Here is a 16,236-nt window from a genome sequence, read left to right as displayed (position 1 = left end):
CAACCGCGCAGTTTATGAAAAACAGATATATACGCAAGGCCCTTTTTGCGGGTCTCTTCTCCTGCGCTTGTATAGCGTGCGATGACCTGGCAGATCCGGTTATGGAAGAGCTGGATGTAGCGCGGGCCTATACACCCACGGCATTGACCGCCATGATCCGGAACCTGACATCGATCGAGCTGACCTGGAAGACGCGTCCGGATGTTGATCACTATGTGGTGGAGTTCAGCCAGGACAGCCTGGCTTTTAGCTCCATCATTCGTACCGTGACAGTAAAACCCGACGAATTGCCACTGCTGGAACCGTTTGGCAGCGAGACGCGGTACTCGGCCCGGGTCAAAGCGGTAAGCGCCGTGGGCGCGGCCGATTCAAAGTGGGCGGAAGTCACCATCGCTACGGCCATGGAGAATATCTTTCTGCCGATAGAAGACGGTGCCATCGATAAAGCGTCCGTCACGTTGACGTGGCCGGCCAACAGCGAAGTAACACACTTCCTGATCAACCCCGGTGCCGTACGCCGCGACATTACAGAAGAGGAAGTTACGGCAGGAACTGCCACGATCACAGACCTGTCTGAAGCGACCCGCTATACCGTTACGCTCTACAATGCAGCCAAGCAGCGCGGGCAAGTAGCATTTGAAACATTGGTGGATGGCACACCCGTACATCCCGAAGATGATTTGGCTGCTTTCATTGCGGCGGCAGCGCCGGACGAGGTATTGGTACTATATCCGGGCGAATACAAGGTGTCTACAGGCGCAATCAACATCAACAAGGCGATCTCCATACGAGGTCTCTACCCCTATGATAAGCCGGTCGTGCACGTACAGTTTGCGTTGCAACCGGGTAGCGGCAACGTGACGGTGGCCAACCTGAACATGGACGGAACCTTCACGGCAACCGAAGGCACCCCGGAAACCTCCCTCGACTATGCCTTTGTACATAGCGCATCCGGTAGCTATGGAACGCTGACAGTAACAGGCTGCGAAATTCACGACTACGTCAAGTCGCTTGCCTCCGGCGCGAGCTCTGTCGTGGCCGAGATCCCGGGCATCTCGTTTGATAATTGTGTGGTGACCAACATTCAAACAGTCTCTGCGGACTTCATTGACTTCCGGGGCGCATATGTCGCCAGCGTGACATTGACCAACAGCACCTTTAACAAATGTGCACCGGGCCGTGACTTCATCCGGCTGGATGCCAGCGGACTCTCCGGAACCGGAAAAACGTCGGCAGTAGTGATCGACCACTGCACGCTCTATGAGGTCTCTAATACACAAGACCGTATCGTCTACGTACGCTTTGTCAACAATACCCTGGACATCCGCAATACGCTGATCGCCGCTACCGACGGATACTATACAAACCAATCGGCGTCGTCGCAGCCCAACTGCAACAACAATAATTATTTTAACGCAGTCGGTTTTTATACCGATGCCTACGTAACCGCGGCAAAGATCGATCAGTCCGGAAACTATACAACGGCAGACCCCGGCTTTGCCGACGCGGCAGCGGGTGACTTCACCATCAGCAACCAGTCTCTGATCGACAGAGCTGTGGGAGATCCGCGTTGGAGAGACTAAACATGGGATAGGGGTGTGTTTGTGGGACACACCCTTCCTTCCTATAACGAAAAAAAAGCATGAGGTTTATAAAGATAGCATCCGTTGCCCTGGCCGTCATAACGTATAGTTCCGCTGCCGCACAGCAAAAGGTACTGGCGTTTCCCGGGGCAGATGGCTTTGGTAAATTTACCAGCGGTGGACGAGGGGGAAAGATCTATACCGTCACGACGCTGCAGGACGACGGCCCGGGAAGTTTCCGCGAGGCGGTCAAGGCAAAGGAGAAACGCATCATTGTGTTTGCCGTCTCCGGCAATATAGCATTGAAGTCGCCCATTACCATTCATCAAGGCGATGTGACTATCGCGGGCCAGTCGGCGCCGGGCGACGGTATTTGTATTCAGGATCAACCGGTCGCTATTCAGGCGAACAACGTTATCATTCGTTTTCTTCGTTTCCGGTTGGGCGATCTGGCCGGCGTGGAGACCGACGCGCTGGGGGGGACGAAGTATTCCGAGAACGTGATCATCGATCATTGTTCCGTCAGCTGGGCCACCGACGAATGCGCGTCCTTCTACCGTAACCGGAGCTTCACGTTGCAATGGTGTATCATTTCGGAGAGTCTCAACAAATCGGTGCACACCAAAGGTGAGCACGGCTATGGTGGTATCTGGGGCGGCATGGGGGCATCGTTTCACCACAACCTCCTGGCGCACCATACCAGCCGCCTGCCGCGCTTCAGCGGCTCGTCTACAACGCCCAACCCACCCGACGAGATCGTCGATTTCCGGAACAACGTCATTTACAACTGGGTGGGTAACAATACCTACGGCGGTGAACGCGGCCGGTACAACGTGGTCAACAATTACTACAAGGCCGGCCCCGCCACCAAGCCCAAAAATAATTGGATGCTGAATCCCAGCGCGCCATACGGTAAGTTCTATGTTCAGGGCAACATCTACCACGGCAACGAAGCCATATCGGCCGATAACTGGAAAGGCGGTGTAAAAGCGGATAATCTCGATTCCGCACGTGCCCCGGCGCCGTTTGATGTGGAGGCCATCCGGGAGCAGACAGCTCGGGCGGCGTTTGACGACGTTATAAAATATGCCGGCGCCAGCCTGCAGCGCGATGCCGTGGATAAACGCATCGTGCAGGAGGTCCGCACAGGCACCGCCTCGTTTGGACAAGCGCACAACGGGATCATTGACTCGCAGCGCGATGTCGGCGGATGGCCGGCATTACGGACGGCACCCACGCCCCAAGACTCCGACGCCGACGGCCTGCCGGACGCATGGGAAAAAAAACATCACCTCAGCGCCAACGATCCATCGGATGCGATCAGGCAATCTCCTGACTCGGAGTACACCTATATCGAGTGTTACCTCAACGAACTGGTAAAAGATGTTATCCCCTAACAAGATGCCGGTCGTGGCCATCCGGAAGTGGATATGGGTATTGGCCCTGATGAGCGCGTTCTTCCCGCTTTGTGCCCAGCAGCAAGCCGTGGTGGTCGCCCAGGATGGCACGGGCCAATACCGAACCATCCAGGAAGCTATCAACGCCGCCGCCAATCATTCGCAGACGCGTATTGTGATCACCGTAAAGAAAGGCACCTACGCGGAAAAGGTGGTGGTCCCTTCCTGGAAAACCAGGATCACGTTAAAAGGCGAGGACAAAGAAAACACCATCATTACCTGGAATGATTACTCGGGCAAGGGGGAGATCAATACCTTCACGTCGTACACCGTGCTGGTGCAGGGAAATGAGTTCCAGGCAGAGAACATTACATTCGAGAATTCGGCCGGTACGGGGGTAGGGCAGGCCGTGGCGCTGCACGTGGAGGCCGACCGTTGTATGTTCCGCAATTGCAGGATCGTCGCCAACCAGGATACGCTCTATGCCGGTGTCGACAACAGCCGGCAGTATTATAAAGATTGTTACATCGAGGGCACCACCGATTTTATCTTTGGCCCGGCGCTGGTCGTGTTTGACAACTGCCGGATCCATGGAAAGAAAAACTCCTACATCACCGCGGCCTCGACGCCACAGCGACAACGTTTTGGCTTTGTGTTCCTGAAGTGTACCCTCACAACATCGCCCGAAACGACAAAACTTTACCTCGGCCGGCCCTGGCGTCCGTATGCCCGGACGGTCTTTCTCGAATGTAACCTGAGTGCGGGCGTCCTGCCCGAAGGCTGGCATAATTGGAACAAGCCCGATGCGGAAGGCACCGCATTCTATGCCGAATATAGATCCGCCGGCGCGGGTGCCAGCCCCGCCACGCGGGTGCCCTGGTCGCACCAGCTTACCGCCCGCGAAGCCCGGGAGTACACCTTGGAAAATATCTTTGGTGATTGGGAACTGAAATAAGAAAGCGCCACGCAATACGCGCAACGCTTTCTATAGGCTCTGAAAGTCGGCAATAGTTAATTAATAGAGATACTGCAGCGCGGTCCTATCGTCTGCGTTGAACGGTCTGTCGCTGCCATCGGTGCAAGCCAGCATAAACGATCGGGCTGCCAATGTAGCGCCCGTCGGCGTATTGGGAACGTGGTTAGCGCCTACGCCGCCATTTCCCTCGTTGGACGCTGCGCCGCCGCAGCTGATCGCACGGTTAAAATAATCGGTGTGACGGAAACCAATACAGTGGCCTACTTCATGCGCAATGATGGTAGCAATGCCATTGGTAGACAGTCCATAGGCGCTCTGCAGAATACCGCTCAGCCGGATACTGCCGTAGGGGTTGCCCGCATTGGTCGGGAAACCGCCCGAACCCAGCACACCACTGTTTTCCTGCGACGACGACAACCGCGTGATACGGATCGTCGCGCCACCGCTGCTGGTGGTTCTGGAGAAAGTAAGACGCAGGCCTTCGGCATTATAACGGGCAATGGCCGTGTTCAGCGCCGTCACATAAGCCGAAGGGAAATTGGTACCGATATAGATCGATATGTTGCGTGTGCCGCTTACCAGGTTATCGGTATGATACTGCTCCGCCGTGGGCACCGGGGAGCCGGGCTTCATCTCCGCCAGATCGGCGTCCGTCAGGTAGATATCGCCCTCTACCAGATAACCGTCTTCAAACTTAAGCGGAGCTTTATCGGTAACATCAAAGCCAAGGTCGACAAGCTTGTTCAGTACTTCTTGCGACACTTCATCTCTTTTTACCGGAGCTTCGGTCTCAGATTCCTGGCAGGAATCAACGGTTATCAGCAGTGCCAATAATAATGGGGTAATTGAAAGATACTTTTTCATGGGTTTAAAAATTTAGGTTAACGAATCGTTGCGCCGACTCTGGAGCGCAATTGAAAGTATCATTATTCTCTCACTTATGAAAATAATCGGTTTGAACTCTTTGTTGATTTATAGCAATTATATAATTTTTGATATGTTATATATACTTCATACCGGATATGTAGGGTATTTCAGTGCGGGAATACCCGAGTAGTCGGGTAGGTATGATAATGTAAATACCCGATATGTAAGGTGAGGAGTTATCGGCTACAGTAATTATGAAGATTCACCAGGAAGTTTGTTTGTGTTTGATTTTTATCGCGTCGGGCGTTTTGCCGTTGTGTGCTCAAAATAAGTTGTCGCCAAAATTCATCAACCCGGGTACGCGTATCAGTGATCAGGAAATGACCTTATCGGTTACCTGTATAGACAGCACGGTCTTTAAACAGAAGTATGCGGCCCAGGGGCACTTGCTGTATCACTACCCCGCAACGCATGCTTTTCGCATCAGGACTACCTACGCAGTTGCGAGGGAAATGGCGGAGGATGCAAACATTGTATTCATAGATATCCAGCAAGCACCCAGGACAGAAGCAGGGGCCGAGTATGCAGATCAATCCTACAACAGAATAAAAAAAGCCCATCGTCATTTTCCAGACGTGCGTGGAGAAGGTGTTTCCGTTTCCATCCGAGAGCAGCGGTTTGATACAGCCAGCATCGACTTCGCAAACCGCTCGTTCGAAACCCCGCTGTCATCGTCGTTCATGTCGCAGCATGCTACAACCATGGCAACCCTCGTCGCCGGCGGCGGCAACACCGCACCCAGCGCAAAGGGTGTTGCCCCCGCCGCATCCATCACATCCGCCAACTTCGAAAACCTTCTTCCCGATCCCGACGCCGTGTTTATCGAACATAACATTCGGCTACAGAATCACTCATACGGTGTGGCGATCGAAAACTACTACGGCAATGAAGCCGCGGCGTATGATCAGCAGAGCGCGGCAAATCCCGCGCTCATGCATGTGTTCTCCGTCGGCAATCTCGGCGCGCAGTCGCCCGACCACGGCACCTACGCCGGCATGGAGCAGGCCAACCTGTCGGGGAATTTTAAGCAGGCCAAAAATCCCCTCGTCATCAACGCCGTTGATACAACCTATACCGTGAACGCGGCGAACTCGAGGGGCCCTGCGTACGATGGCCGGCTGAAGCCCGAGCTTACGGCTTTTGGCCAGGATGGAACCTCCGATGCGTGCGCGCTTGCTACCGGCGTAACGGCATTGTTACAGGATGCCTATTACCAGGTTTATGACACGTATCCATCCGCCGCGCTCCTGAAAGCGGTGCTCATAGCCAGCGCGGACGATGCCGGACAAAAGGGAATCGATTTCACATACGGCTACGGCAGCATCAACGCCGACCAGGCATTGCAAACGGTCTATGCACAACAGATCCATACCATCACGCTCAGGAGCCAGCAGCCGCAAACCGTGCCCATCACCGTACCGCCGCATACCGTCGCATTGCAGGTCGCCGTTACGTGGACAGATCCTGCCGCGCAACCGGGGAGTACGCAGGCCCTGGTGAACAACGTCGATGCCTACCTGTCATACGCAGGCAACACGTGGTACCCCTGGGTGCTGAGCACCTATCCCCACGCCGACTCGCTGGCCGCGCCGGCCACACGAAAGAAAGATTCGCTCAACACCGTAGAATACATCACACTCACGGCACCGCCCGCGGGGCAATACGATCTGGTGGTGACGGCCCCGACACATACGGAAAGCCAGACAGTAGCAGTAGCCTACTGGTTGGAAGAAACGATCGCATTTCAGTGGGACTACCCCGTGACGGCGGAAACGCTGCACGCCGGTCAGAAGATAAAGCTCCTTTGGAAATCGCAGAGCACGCTGCCGGGAATGTTATCACTACAGCTCGATAACGGTGAGTGGAATGTCGTGCAACAAAACGTCTCACTCCACGAACCTTTTTCCTGGCAAGTGCCCGATACACTCGCTACGGCACGACTTAAAATGACCCTGGGCACGGAAGAGTATCTATCCGGCGAGTTCAGGATCGCTGCCCAGCCACGCATGAAAGTAGCCTTCCATTGCACCGACGACTTCGCCCTGGCATGGAGCCCGATACCGGGAGCGCAGCAATACGAGCTCTACACCCTGGGCGAACGTTATCTTGAAAAAAAACTCGTTACCGCCGATACGCTGGTCGTGCTTTCTAAAACATCGTCCAAACGCTTCTTTGCCGTTGCCCCCGTGAAGGGCAACACATCGTTCCTGAAAAGCGAAACGATCGATTACACGCTCCAGGGTGTCCAGTGCTACATCAATCTTTTTGAAGCGATCCGATACGATGCCGGGCAGGTGAGGATCCAGCTCAACCTGAGTACATTCGCTGGAATCGATCACATCACGGTCTATAAAACAACAACAGCGGAGCCACAACGTGTATTTGCCACACACGCCATGGATCGCTCGGTTGACTTCCAGTGGTTTGACGATCAGCTCGTCGCCGGCACAATGCAGTACCAGGCGGAGGTAGTATTAAAAGACGGTACGATAATCTTGTCTGATCCATCCGCGATAACGATCGAGACAAAAGGAAAAGCAACCCTGTTTCCCAATCCTGTTCCTCCGGGGGAGCCACTTCATATACTTTCCGAAGGCGCAGGATTCAGGATTGTGATCTTTAATAATACAGGCAGCGTCATTCACAGCCAGACACTGGCAGAGATCCTGGATGTGATCAATCTGCAGGAGGTTCGTCCTGGATTATACCTGTACCAGTTTCGCGATCCGGCAGGGAAGATGGTTGATTGTGGTACGTTCGTCAGGCTCTGACCAGTGCTGAAATACCGGTTGTCACGTTCACATCGCTACCAGGGGCTGATCCCTGTCTCGGGCGCGTTGTCGTCGCTAAAGAATTGCCCTGTCGGGCCATCGGGGCCAATCATAGCGGCTTTTACGATGCGTGCCGCAGCATCAGGTACGGTACCCGGACCGGAGTGATGGTTGAAGTCAGTGGCAGTGTACCCCGGATCTACGGCGTTTACTTTAAAAGCGGTGTCGCGCAGGTCATACGCAAGAACAATAGTATATGCATTGAGGGCGGTTTTAGACGACGTATAGGCGGCACCCTTCACATGATAATACTTCCAGGCAGGATCGGTGTGTAACGTAAGCGAACCCAGGCCCGAAGTGACATTCACAATGCGCGGCGCCGGCGATTGCCGCAGCAAGTCGATGAATGCCTGCGTGGTGTTGATCACACCAAAGAAATTCGTGTCAAACACCTGCCGGAAAACATGAGGGTCTGTTTCCAGGGACGTTTGAGGAAAGCCGCCGCTGATGCCGGCGTTGTTAATCAGCACGTCCAGTGATTGGGTTTTGGCGCCCAACACCCGGCGGGCAGCGTTAATAGCGTCTGCGCTGTCGACGTCGATCATGACAGGCTCTATATGCTGCAGACCTTCCGATTTTAGCTGGTCGGCAGCTTGCCGGCCTTTTTGCATATCCCGGCTTCCCAGGTATACATAGTACCCTTGTTGTAATAACTGCCGGGCGGTTTCGAGCCCGATGCTTTTGTTTGCTCCTGTGATCAGTACTGTTTTCATAATGTTGAATTGTAACAGTACGAAGGTATCGCGAGGCGTTAGCTCGCCCGTGACACATTCAACGGTGTTAGTGGTACATTTTCCGGATGTTTGTGCGGTAGCCGGCGGGCGTCACACCGGTCTCGCGTTTAAAAAATCGGTTAAAATAAGAGGCATCCGAAAAGCCGAGGTCGAAAGCAATCTCCTTCAACGGCTGGTTGGTGTGAAGAAGCATGCGTCGTGCTTCCATCACCAGCCGGTCGTGAATGTGTTTGATGGCCGGCTTTCCGCTCTGGCCTTTCACCACGTCGCTGAGGTGACCCGCCGAAATGTTCAGGATGGAGGCATAGTCGCTTACTTCGTGCAACTGGCGAAAATGGTCGTTGATCTTTGCCTGGAAATCCGCCAGCAATTGTTTGTCGGTCGTCACGGTATCGTCCTCTTTAAATTGCTCGGCATACAGGCGGCTTAGATACGTTAGCAATACCGTGAGGTGCGCTGCCAGCATGCGTTGTTGCCATTCGCCGGGCAGCAGATACTCGGTGCGAATCTTTTGCAGCGTCTCTTCCACGACCCGCGCATCTGCCGGCGTGAGCTGCAGTTCATGCCTGTTGTAATAATTTTGAATGAGTGGCAGTGTGTTGAGCGAAGCGTTCTGCAGGGAAAGGAATTCGGCGGTGAAGGCAATGCCCGTACTCCACACGCGTTTGGATTCCTCTTTCACAATGATCTGCCCGGGGCGCAGAAAATACAGCGCGTTCTTTGTAAAAACGTAAGGCGTCATGTCCACCCAATGACGGCCGGTGCCACGCTTCACAAAGACAAGCAAGTAATGATCCTTGCGGTGTGGGATCAGAAACTCCGCCGGGTTCGGAAAATCCCCCTCGTAATTATACACCCTGAACTGTTTGTTGCCCGTGGCATCCGGTTCCAGTGGAAGCACGGGTATGGCCGGATTAACGTGGACTACTTGCATGCCTAAAACTAGGACTTTTTTAGTAGTTACCCGCGCCGGCGGACCTCGTACGTGTTCGGAAGAGATCTTATCACAAACGTATGGGGCGTGTGGATTATTTGCCAATATGCCCCAAATGGCCGGTTACTTCTGTGGAGTTTTGTGGCCGCACACCATTCCCGGTTTTGAATATCGTTCCGAACCAGACCCTTTCTGGCGGGAACAGAATTTTTGTGATCCGTTACAAACAATCTCCTTTGCTCATATGAAGCTTTTCATAAATCCCTTGCGAAAGTCACTGGCGACAATCGCCTGGACTTCTATCGTAGCCGTTGCACTGCTGGTCGCGTGTGATGAAGATGATGACGATAACGACGATGGACCGGATCGCGGAACAACGATTGCGAGCAACCTCGACACACCCTGGGAGCTGGCGTTCGCGCCCGACGGTCGCCTGTTCCTGACGGAGCGGCCTGGCACGGTAACCGTGATCGAAAACGGCACGAAAACCAATTGGCTGAAGCTCGACACCGTGGTGCAGGAAGTAGGCGAGTCGGGGTTGCTGGGATTGACGCTCGATCCTGATTTTACCAATAACGGATATATATACCTGGGCTACACCTACGCGGCCAGTAAAGGGCCGCTACAGCTCGTGAATAAACTGGTGCGCTACCGCGAAGATGCCGCTACCAGGAAGCCGGTGTTTGATAAAGTTTTGCTCGACAGGATCCCCGGTAACTATATTCATAACAGCGGCGGATTGGAATTTGGTCCCGACGAGATGTTGTATTGGGGGATGGGCGAGCGGTACGAGCCCAACCTCGCGCAAGATGTGGATGAACTGGCCGGCAAGATCCTGCGGCTGACCCGCGACGGCGCCATTCCCAACGACAATCCCTTCCCGGGTTCGTATGTATTTTCCTACGGGCATCGCAATCCGCAAGGGCTGGCCTTCCAACCCGAAACCGGCGACCTCTGGTCGACCGAACATGGCCCCTCCGACGAGCAAGGATGCTGCCGGGATGAGATCAACCGCATCTTGCCCGGACGAAATTACGGCTGGCCCGTGATCCGCGGCAGTGAGCAACAAGCGGGCATGGAAACACCGGTATATCACAGCGGCGATACCACCACATGGGCTCCCACCGGCGGCATATTTATCAGGCAGGGCGAGTGGAAAGATTCCTTTGTATTCACAGGTCTGCGCGGGCAGGCGCTGTATCGCGCTGTTTTTCATCCGGACGATCCCGCCAGGATCATGAACGTAGAACGTTATCTCTATACGCAATTGGGCCGTCTTCGCAATGTAGCCGAAGGCGCTGATGGCAGGTTATACATCGCAGTCAGCAATCAGGACGGCCGGGGGAATCCTTCATCGACCGACGATCGCATCGTGGCCTTTACGCTGGAAGAGCTGAAAGCATCGCTTTCGCCGATGTAACCGAAATTTTACGTTTGACTAACGCCGGCGGTTACTCGTCGCCAGCCTGAATTTAATGGGAAGTACGAAGCGGCTCTTGACGGCTTTGCCCCCCACCCGGGCGGGTAGCCAATGCGGCATGGCGCTGATGACGCGCAGGGACTCGTCGTTGAGGTCGTCACTCACGCCGCGTACCGTGCTCAGGTTGGAGATCTTGCCGTTCTTGTCGATGTCGAAACCCGTAAGGACAGAACCCTGGATCCCGTTCCGGCGTGCATCGGCAGGATACTTTACATGGGTTTGAAGGAACTTCATCATGGCCGTCATACCCCCCGGAAACTCGGCGGGCTTCTCTACATCGGTATATACCGTATCTCCGCCCTTTATGCAGTAGCTGTTCAGCAACAGATAATTCTTAATCTCGAGGTTGCAAACCGTTTCGCCGTCGGTAGTGCTGATGATTCCGTTGCCCTGGGTTAGCTCTTCCTTTCCGTCGGGAGTATAATGTTGGAGGATGAGCTCTTTGTCATCGGACTGATATTCCTTGCGTTGACATATAGTACCCGTTTCATAATATTCCACAAAAACGCCCGTGGCATATCCTTCCTCGTATCGGCCTTCTCGCCGCAGGATGCCGTTTTCATAATAATGTTTCACCGTACCATGATATACGATTTCCGGTTCATACTCGATACATTCGGCGATCACGCGTAGTTTGCCGGAGGGCTGGTAATATTCACGCAGGATAAATCCGTCACCTGCTTCTTCGATCGTTCGGGAAAAGGCAGCGTCACCGGCACCAAAAACTTCCTTGCGGTCCTTCGACAAATAAGCGATTCTTTTTTCCGATGACTGAGCGCACCCTACGCGGGCGATTATGACAATAACCAGGAGTAAAGCAGATGTTTTCATGGCAGGCAATTATAACAAAATTAGCAATTACCACGGCCCGGGCAACGGTCTTCCACAAACGAGGCTGCCTGCGGGCAGCCTCGTTTGTATATAGAAATGGTAGAACGGTTAATTCAACACTGTAGGATCGTCGCGGCTGGACGCTGTCGCTTACACCGTTGCGGGTTTAGGTTGGCGATTCGCAAACCAGGCTTCGAACGTAATATTACCGAGACGCGCCTGGTAGCCCGGTGTCAGCGTATTGTTTTGCAGCGTGGCACCAAAATACCGTGCTTGTGCGTCCACTTTTATTGTACGCGTGTCGCCCGTCTTTTTAAGGTACCGACTGGCGAGGTCGGCCAGGCTGAATGACTCGGGGCCGGCGATCTCGACCGTCGTGTTTGCCGGTTTTTCCAACGTCACCTGCGCCATGGCCGTCGCGACATCGTCGGAAGAGATCGGTTGGATCGCCGCCGGCGATAAATGGATCTCTGCATCTTTCGCCGCCGAGGCGACAATACTGCCGAGGAATTCAAAGAACTGGGTAGAGTGCACGATGGTATAGGGAATGCCCGATTTTTTGATCAGGTTTTCCTGCGCCTGCTTGGCGCGAAAGTATCCGCTTTCCTGTAGCCGGTCCGTACCCACCACCGACAAGGCGATGTGATGTTTTATCCCCGCGGCTGCTTCCGCGGCCAGAAGATTGCGGCCGGAAGTTTCGAAGAACTCCATCACCGCTTTGTCTTCAAACGACGGCGAGTTGGCGACGTCTACTACCACGTCCGCACCGCGGAGCGCATCGGCCAGGCCTTCGCCGGTAATGGTGTTTACGCCCGAGGCCGGCGAGGCGGCGTTTACGTCGTGTCCGAGGGTGCGCAGCTTTTCGGCCAGCTTTGATCCAATCAAACCTGAGCCACCAATAATGATAATTTTCATAGAGATGTGTGTTGTTAAAGATTCGTATGTAGAAAGAGGTTATTTTAGTATGCCTATCGACAACTGAACATGTGTGATTGGACAAAGCCTGCGGTTTTTTTACCGGAAATTATACAGGCGCGTCCCGGAACGTATGCAGACGCTTAGTGTGTTGATGGTGAGTGTGTTGATTGCTGGAATGTGGGCCGTGTGAAAAAAAGATGCCCCGAGATGTCCAATAATCGAGCTTCGATTGTACTCCCAAAAAAATATATCATATGAACTGGTTCTCCCGCGCACTCACAAGCTCTGTCGGCAAAAAGATCGTTATGGCACTGACCGGCTTGTTTCTGATCAGCTTCCTGGTCGTACACGCCTCCATCAACGCCATGATCTTTATACCCGACGGCGGCGCCACCTTTACGGTTTGGGCGCACTTCATGGCCACCAATCCCATCATCCGCACCCTGGAGATCGTCCTGGTGCTGGGCTTCCTGTTTCACATCGCGCAGGGCCTGATGCTCTGGAAACAAAACCGCGACGCACGCGGGGCCGAACGCTATCACGTGGTAAATCCACCCAGGCAAAGCACCTGGTATAGCCGGAGCATGATGTTGCTGGGCACATTGATCCTTCTTTTTCTGGTGATCCATACCTCTAACTTCTGGATCCCGAACAGGAAGCACCAATTTATGACCGGCGAGGAGCTGCCGTTATATCAAATGATCCTGGCGACCTTCCAGAATCCCATCGAGGTCATTATATATTTATTCGGATGCTTTTCGCTCTTCTGGCATTTACTCCACGGCTTTCAAAGCTCCTTCCAGTCGTTGGGCCTGAAACACAACAAGTACAACAAGCTCATCCTGGCCGGAGGTGCAATCTTTTCCATCGTCATATCGTTACTTTTCGCCATGATGCCGCTCTCGGTTTATTTCCATCTTATCTGAGGATGTGCATAGGCGGATAAAAGATATAGGCAAAAATGAATCACGCCGGGAGCCGCTCCAGCGTGATTCATTTTTTCTGAAAGCCCGAACATGGGGCTTACTCTTCGTCCTCTTCTTCCAGCATGCTCAGGGTCTGCTCGTGCATGCGCAGGGCGTCGTCCAGGAACTCGCCGCCGTCGGCCGTGTGGTCTTCGGCAAAGCCCTGAGATTGTAGCAAGGTAGGGTCTGTCGGCTCAGGTGAACGTGCGTCCTTGCGCGGTCCACCGGTGGGGGTTGGGGATTTCATTTTTTTATTTTTTGAATGGTACGATGTCGGGCATAGTGTCGCGCGTCTTGCGTTTCGACCGGAAGATCATGCGTAAGGCCTGGTCGCTGGTGAGATACGCCACGGTCCAGTTGTACAGTGTCTTTATCTTGTTGTTATAGTTCACCAGCGAGATAAGGTGTATAAACAACCAACTCAGCAATCCCGGCAGGCCGCCGATGTGCAGCTTCTTTTTAAAGAGGTCAGCCACGGCATGTGTTTTACCAATGATCGCCATGTCGCCGCGATCAAAGTATTTAAAGGGCTTCATGGGCTTACCCTTGGCCAATGCCAGAAGGTTTTTTGCCAGCGCCTTTCCCTGCTGTATGGCCGGCTGCGCCAGTTGCGGATGACCGTTCGGATAATCCGGGTCGCCAAATTGAATGCTGATGTCGCCAATGGCGTAGATGTTGTCATACCCCAACACCTTGTTATAACGATCTGTCACCATTCTCCGGCCTTTCCCCAGGCTATCGGCAGCGATGCCTTCGAACGTTTGGGCCGTAACGCCGGCCGCCCAGATCAACGTCTTCGCGTCAATAACTGTGCCGTCGGAGAGGTATACTTTGCCGTCTTCGTACAGCGAGACCTGTGTATTCAATTTCAGCTTTACTCCCAGGCCATCCAGTATGCGGTAGGCGGCTTCGTGCGTTTTATCGCTCATGGGCGCCAATAAGTACGGCAGTGCATCCACCACATAGATCTCCGGCAGGGCGGGGTCGATCTCGGGATATTCCTGCAGCACGTGGTCTTTCATTTCGGCGATCATGCCGGCCAGTTCCACACCCGTAGGGCCACCCCCCGCGATCACGATGCGCAGGAGCCGTTGTCGTGCTTCGGGATCTTTCTCACCCGCGGCTTTTTCCAGCGCCTGGATCATCTTGTTGCGGATGTAGAGCGCATCGTCCATGTCTTTTAGCGCAAAGGCTTTTCGCTGAAAAACCTCGTTGCCAAAAAAGTTCGTCTTCGCGCCCGCGGCGAACACCAGGTAGTCGTAGCGCAGCACAGCGCCGTCGCTAAGCTGTACGGTGTTCATAGTCGGGTCGACGTCGGCCACGGTCGCCATGTGAAAGGCAATACCCTTGTTTTTAAAAAGCTTCCGGAACGGGTAGCTGATGCTCGACGGTTCAAGAAAGCTCGTCGCCACCTGGTATAGTAACGGCGTGAAATAGTTATAGTTGTTCTTGTCGACCAGGGTAACGGCAAAGAATCTGTTGTTAAACAGCTGCCGGGCAAAATTTAACCCCGCAAATCCACCCCCGACGACGATGATGTGCTTCTTTTTGCGGTTCCTGTTACTCGCTTCCATATGTCATTACTTTGCTTCATGACAACCGAACCTTCGGGATTGGACAAAAACGGGCAGCTTTTTTACAACCTAACAACTCCTTTACGCTTCATTCGCCGCACCGTAATAAATCCCTGGTAATGCTCGTATTTCTGCGCAAGCTGCGTTCGTGTGCACGAATGCTCAGTCGTTTTTCAGCCGGTCTCACGGCCGGGAGTTGTTCACACGCCGGCGGATGCTGCCGGTCTTCAGGCTGTGGGGAAATGTTTGCGAATTTGCGCCGGTATTGGATCTGAATTAAAATAGAGAAGGCCTTTTTTCAGGAAACGGTGTTTACCCTACGGTTGGGGATGTCTGTACAACAGCAGGGGAACAGGAGGGAGTCCTTTGGGTAAAAAAATCGGTCTGGTCTTCATAGGTACTAAAATGGTTATAGTTGTAACGTTTATACTAACACACGATAACAGTGGCGGTAATTCGAACAATGTTATAGCAGATTAAATTTACAACGTTGTCGGAACATACAAAGTATTATACCTGAGAATTGCATTTTTTCAGGACGAATGGATGCATATTATGGCGCACCGGGATGAAGGCCGGTAGAATCAACGGATCGGTCTTTTTTGGAGTTGTTGGCAGAAGAAACAACGGGATGGGAAAAAAACGCCGGACTATGATCGTCATCGATAGGCGAAGGAGCCGGTGTTGTTTGAACCGAGGGGTGCATCGATCCATCGTTTGTCGTTTCGTTTTCGGGATGGGCATGCGCTACGTTCGTTGTCCGGTGCTCGTTGGATTTTTCGGGGCGATTATGTGTTTCCGGTTGTGCCGGTGTTACGGTTTTGGCGTTTAACGGCAGCTCAGAATGCGGTGAAACTTCCGCTGTATGAACAGACGCGGTGCAACGCCAGCCATACGTACAGGCCGCGGCAGCCTGTACCGGTATTGTCGTTTGCTCCAGCTCCTGTCTTTTCGTTTCTGTTACCGTGAAAGCTTCGGCCGGCGGCTCGTCCGTCGATAGATCACCTTCGGGACGCCCCGCCACAGCGACCACCTTGCCTACACCCGCTCGTTTAACTTCTTTCACAACGTCATCTTCCATGGGCG

Annotated in this window: 14 protein-coding genes; 6 read left to right on the top strand and 8 right to left on the bottom strand. The window is 53.6% G+C overall.

Annotated features, from left to right (window positions below):
• The first annotated feature begins 14 nt into the window (after window positions 1–14).
• From KK078_RS26265 to KK078_RS26255, 3 genes are read left to right on the top strand one after another with little or no spacing between them, the layout of a single operon-like run.
• Entirely contained in the window at window positions 15–1,583 is a 1,569-nt protein-coding gene (locus KK078_RS26265) for a DUF5123 domain-containing protein (protein WP_254093316.1), read from the top strand.
• A gap of 59 nt (window positions 1,584–1,642) precedes the next feature.
• Complete coding sequence (locus KK078_RS26260) at window positions 1,643–2,980, top strand: pectate lyase family protein (RefSeq protein WP_254093315.1); 1,338 nt, start codon at window positions 1,643–1,645, stop codon at window positions 2,978–2,980.
• Window positions 2,967–3,935 carry a pectinesterase family protein gene (locus tag KK078_RS26255; protein WP_254093314.1) on the top strand — a complete coding sequence of 323 codons (969 nt, stop codon included), beginning with the start codon at window positions 2,967–2,969 and terminating at the stop codon, window positions 3,933–3,935. The genes KK078_RS26260 and KK078_RS26255 overlap by 14 nt, the downstream gene beginning before the upstream one ends.
• Window positions 3,936–3,995: 60 nt before the next feature.
• Here the strand turns inward: KK078_RS26255 and KK078_RS26250 are convergent, their stop codons facing one another.
• On the bottom strand, window positions 3,996–4,820 hold the full coding sequence (locus KK078_RS26250; RefSeq protein ID WP_254093313.1) for a M57 family metalloprotease: 825 nt from the start codon (window positions 4,818–4,820) through the stop codon (window positions 3,996–3,998).
• Window positions 4,821–5,203: 383 nt separating this feature from the next.
• Between KK078_RS26250 and KK078_RS26245 the strand changes: the two genes are divergently transcribed.
• A complete protein-coding gene (locus KK078_RS26245; RefSeq protein ID WP_254093312.1) occupies window positions 5,204–7,654 on the top strand; it encodes a S8 family serine peptidase in 2,451 nt (816 codons plus the stop codon).
• A gap of 35 nt (window positions 7,655–7,689) precedes the next feature.
• Here the strand turns inward: KK078_RS26245 and KK078_RS26240 are convergent, their stop codons facing one another.
• Together KK078_RS26240 and KK078_RS26235 are read right to left on the bottom strand one after the other, a co-directional pair.
• Entirely contained in the window at window positions 7,690–8,427 is a 738-nt protein-coding gene (locus KK078_RS26240; RefSeq protein ID WP_254093311.1) for an SDR family oxidoreductase, read from the bottom strand.
• Between the two features lie 67 nt (window positions 8,428–8,494).
• A complete protein-coding gene (locus KK078_RS26235) occupies window positions 8,495–9,382 on the bottom strand; it encodes a helix-turn-helix domain-containing protein (RefSeq protein ID WP_254093310.1) in 888 nt (295 codons plus the stop codon).
• A gap of 244 nt (window positions 9,383–9,626) precedes the next feature.
• On the opposite strand from KK078_RS26235, the gene KK078_RS26230 reads away from it, so the two are divergent.
• Complete coding sequence (locus KK078_RS26230) at window positions 9,627–10,802, top strand: PQQ-dependent sugar dehydrogenase (RefSeq protein ID WP_254093309.1); 1,176 nt, start codon at window positions 9,627–9,629, stop codon at window positions 10,800–10,802.
• An 18-nt stretch (window positions 10,803–10,820) separates the two neighbouring features.
• Here KK078_RS26230 and KK078_RS26225 read toward each other — a convergent pair whose 3' ends face one another.
• Window positions 10,821–11,693: an energy transducer TonB gene (locus tag KK078_RS26225; RefSeq protein ID WP_254093308.1), complete on the bottom strand. Its 873-nt coding sequence runs from the start codon at window positions 11,691–11,693 to the stop codon at window positions 10,821–10,823.
• A 150-nt stretch (window positions 11,694–11,843) separates the two neighbouring features.
• Window positions 11,844–12,608: an SDR family oxidoreductase gene (locus KK078_RS26220; RefSeq protein ID WP_254093307.1), complete on the bottom strand. Its 765-nt coding sequence runs from the start codon at window positions 12,606–12,608 to the stop codon at window positions 11,844–11,846.
• Window positions 12,609–12,865: 257 nt separating this feature from the next.
• Between KK078_RS26220 and KK078_RS26215 the strand changes: the two genes are divergently transcribed.
• Window positions 12,866–13,537 carry a succinate dehydrogenase cytochrome b subunit gene (locus tag KK078_RS26215; protein ID WP_254093306.1) on the top strand — a complete coding sequence of 224 codons (672 nt, stop codon included), beginning with the start codon at window positions 12,866–12,868 and terminating at the stop codon, window positions 13,535–13,537.
• 97 nt (window positions 13,538–13,634) lie between these two features.
• Here the strand turns inward: KK078_RS26215 and KK078_RS26210 are convergent, their stop codons facing one another.
• From KK078_RS26210 to KK078_RS26200, 3 genes are all read right to left on the bottom strand, one after another.
• The gene (locus KK078_RS26210; RefSeq protein ID WP_254093305.1) at window positions 13,635–13,823 is read right to left on the bottom strand and encodes a hypothetical protein; all 189 of its coding nucleotides are present in this window, start codon (window positions 13,821–13,823) and stop codon (window positions 13,635–13,637) included.
• Window positions 13,824–13,827: 4 nt separating this feature from the next.
• Window positions 13,828–15,150: an NAD(P)/FAD-dependent oxidoreductase gene (locus tag KK078_RS26205; protein ID WP_254093304.1), complete on the bottom strand. Its 1,323-nt coding sequence runs from the start codon at window positions 15,148–15,150 to the stop codon at window positions 13,828–13,830.
• Between the two features lie 553 nt (window positions 15,151–15,703).
• Window positions 15,704–16,236: hypothetical protein (locus KK078_RS26200; protein WP_254093303.1), on the bottom strand; the 533-nt coding region annotated here is incomplete at its 5' end.

Origin of the sequence: Dawidia soli (genome assembly GCF_018598185.1) — a bacterium.
Classification (GTDB): domain Bacteria; phylum Bacteroidota; class Bacteroidia; order Cytophagales; family Cyclobacteriaceae; genus Ohtaekwangia; species Ohtaekwangia soli.
The sequence above is the reverse complement of the archived record's forward strand: the minus strand, read 5'-3'. Positions and strand labels throughout refer to the sequence as shown.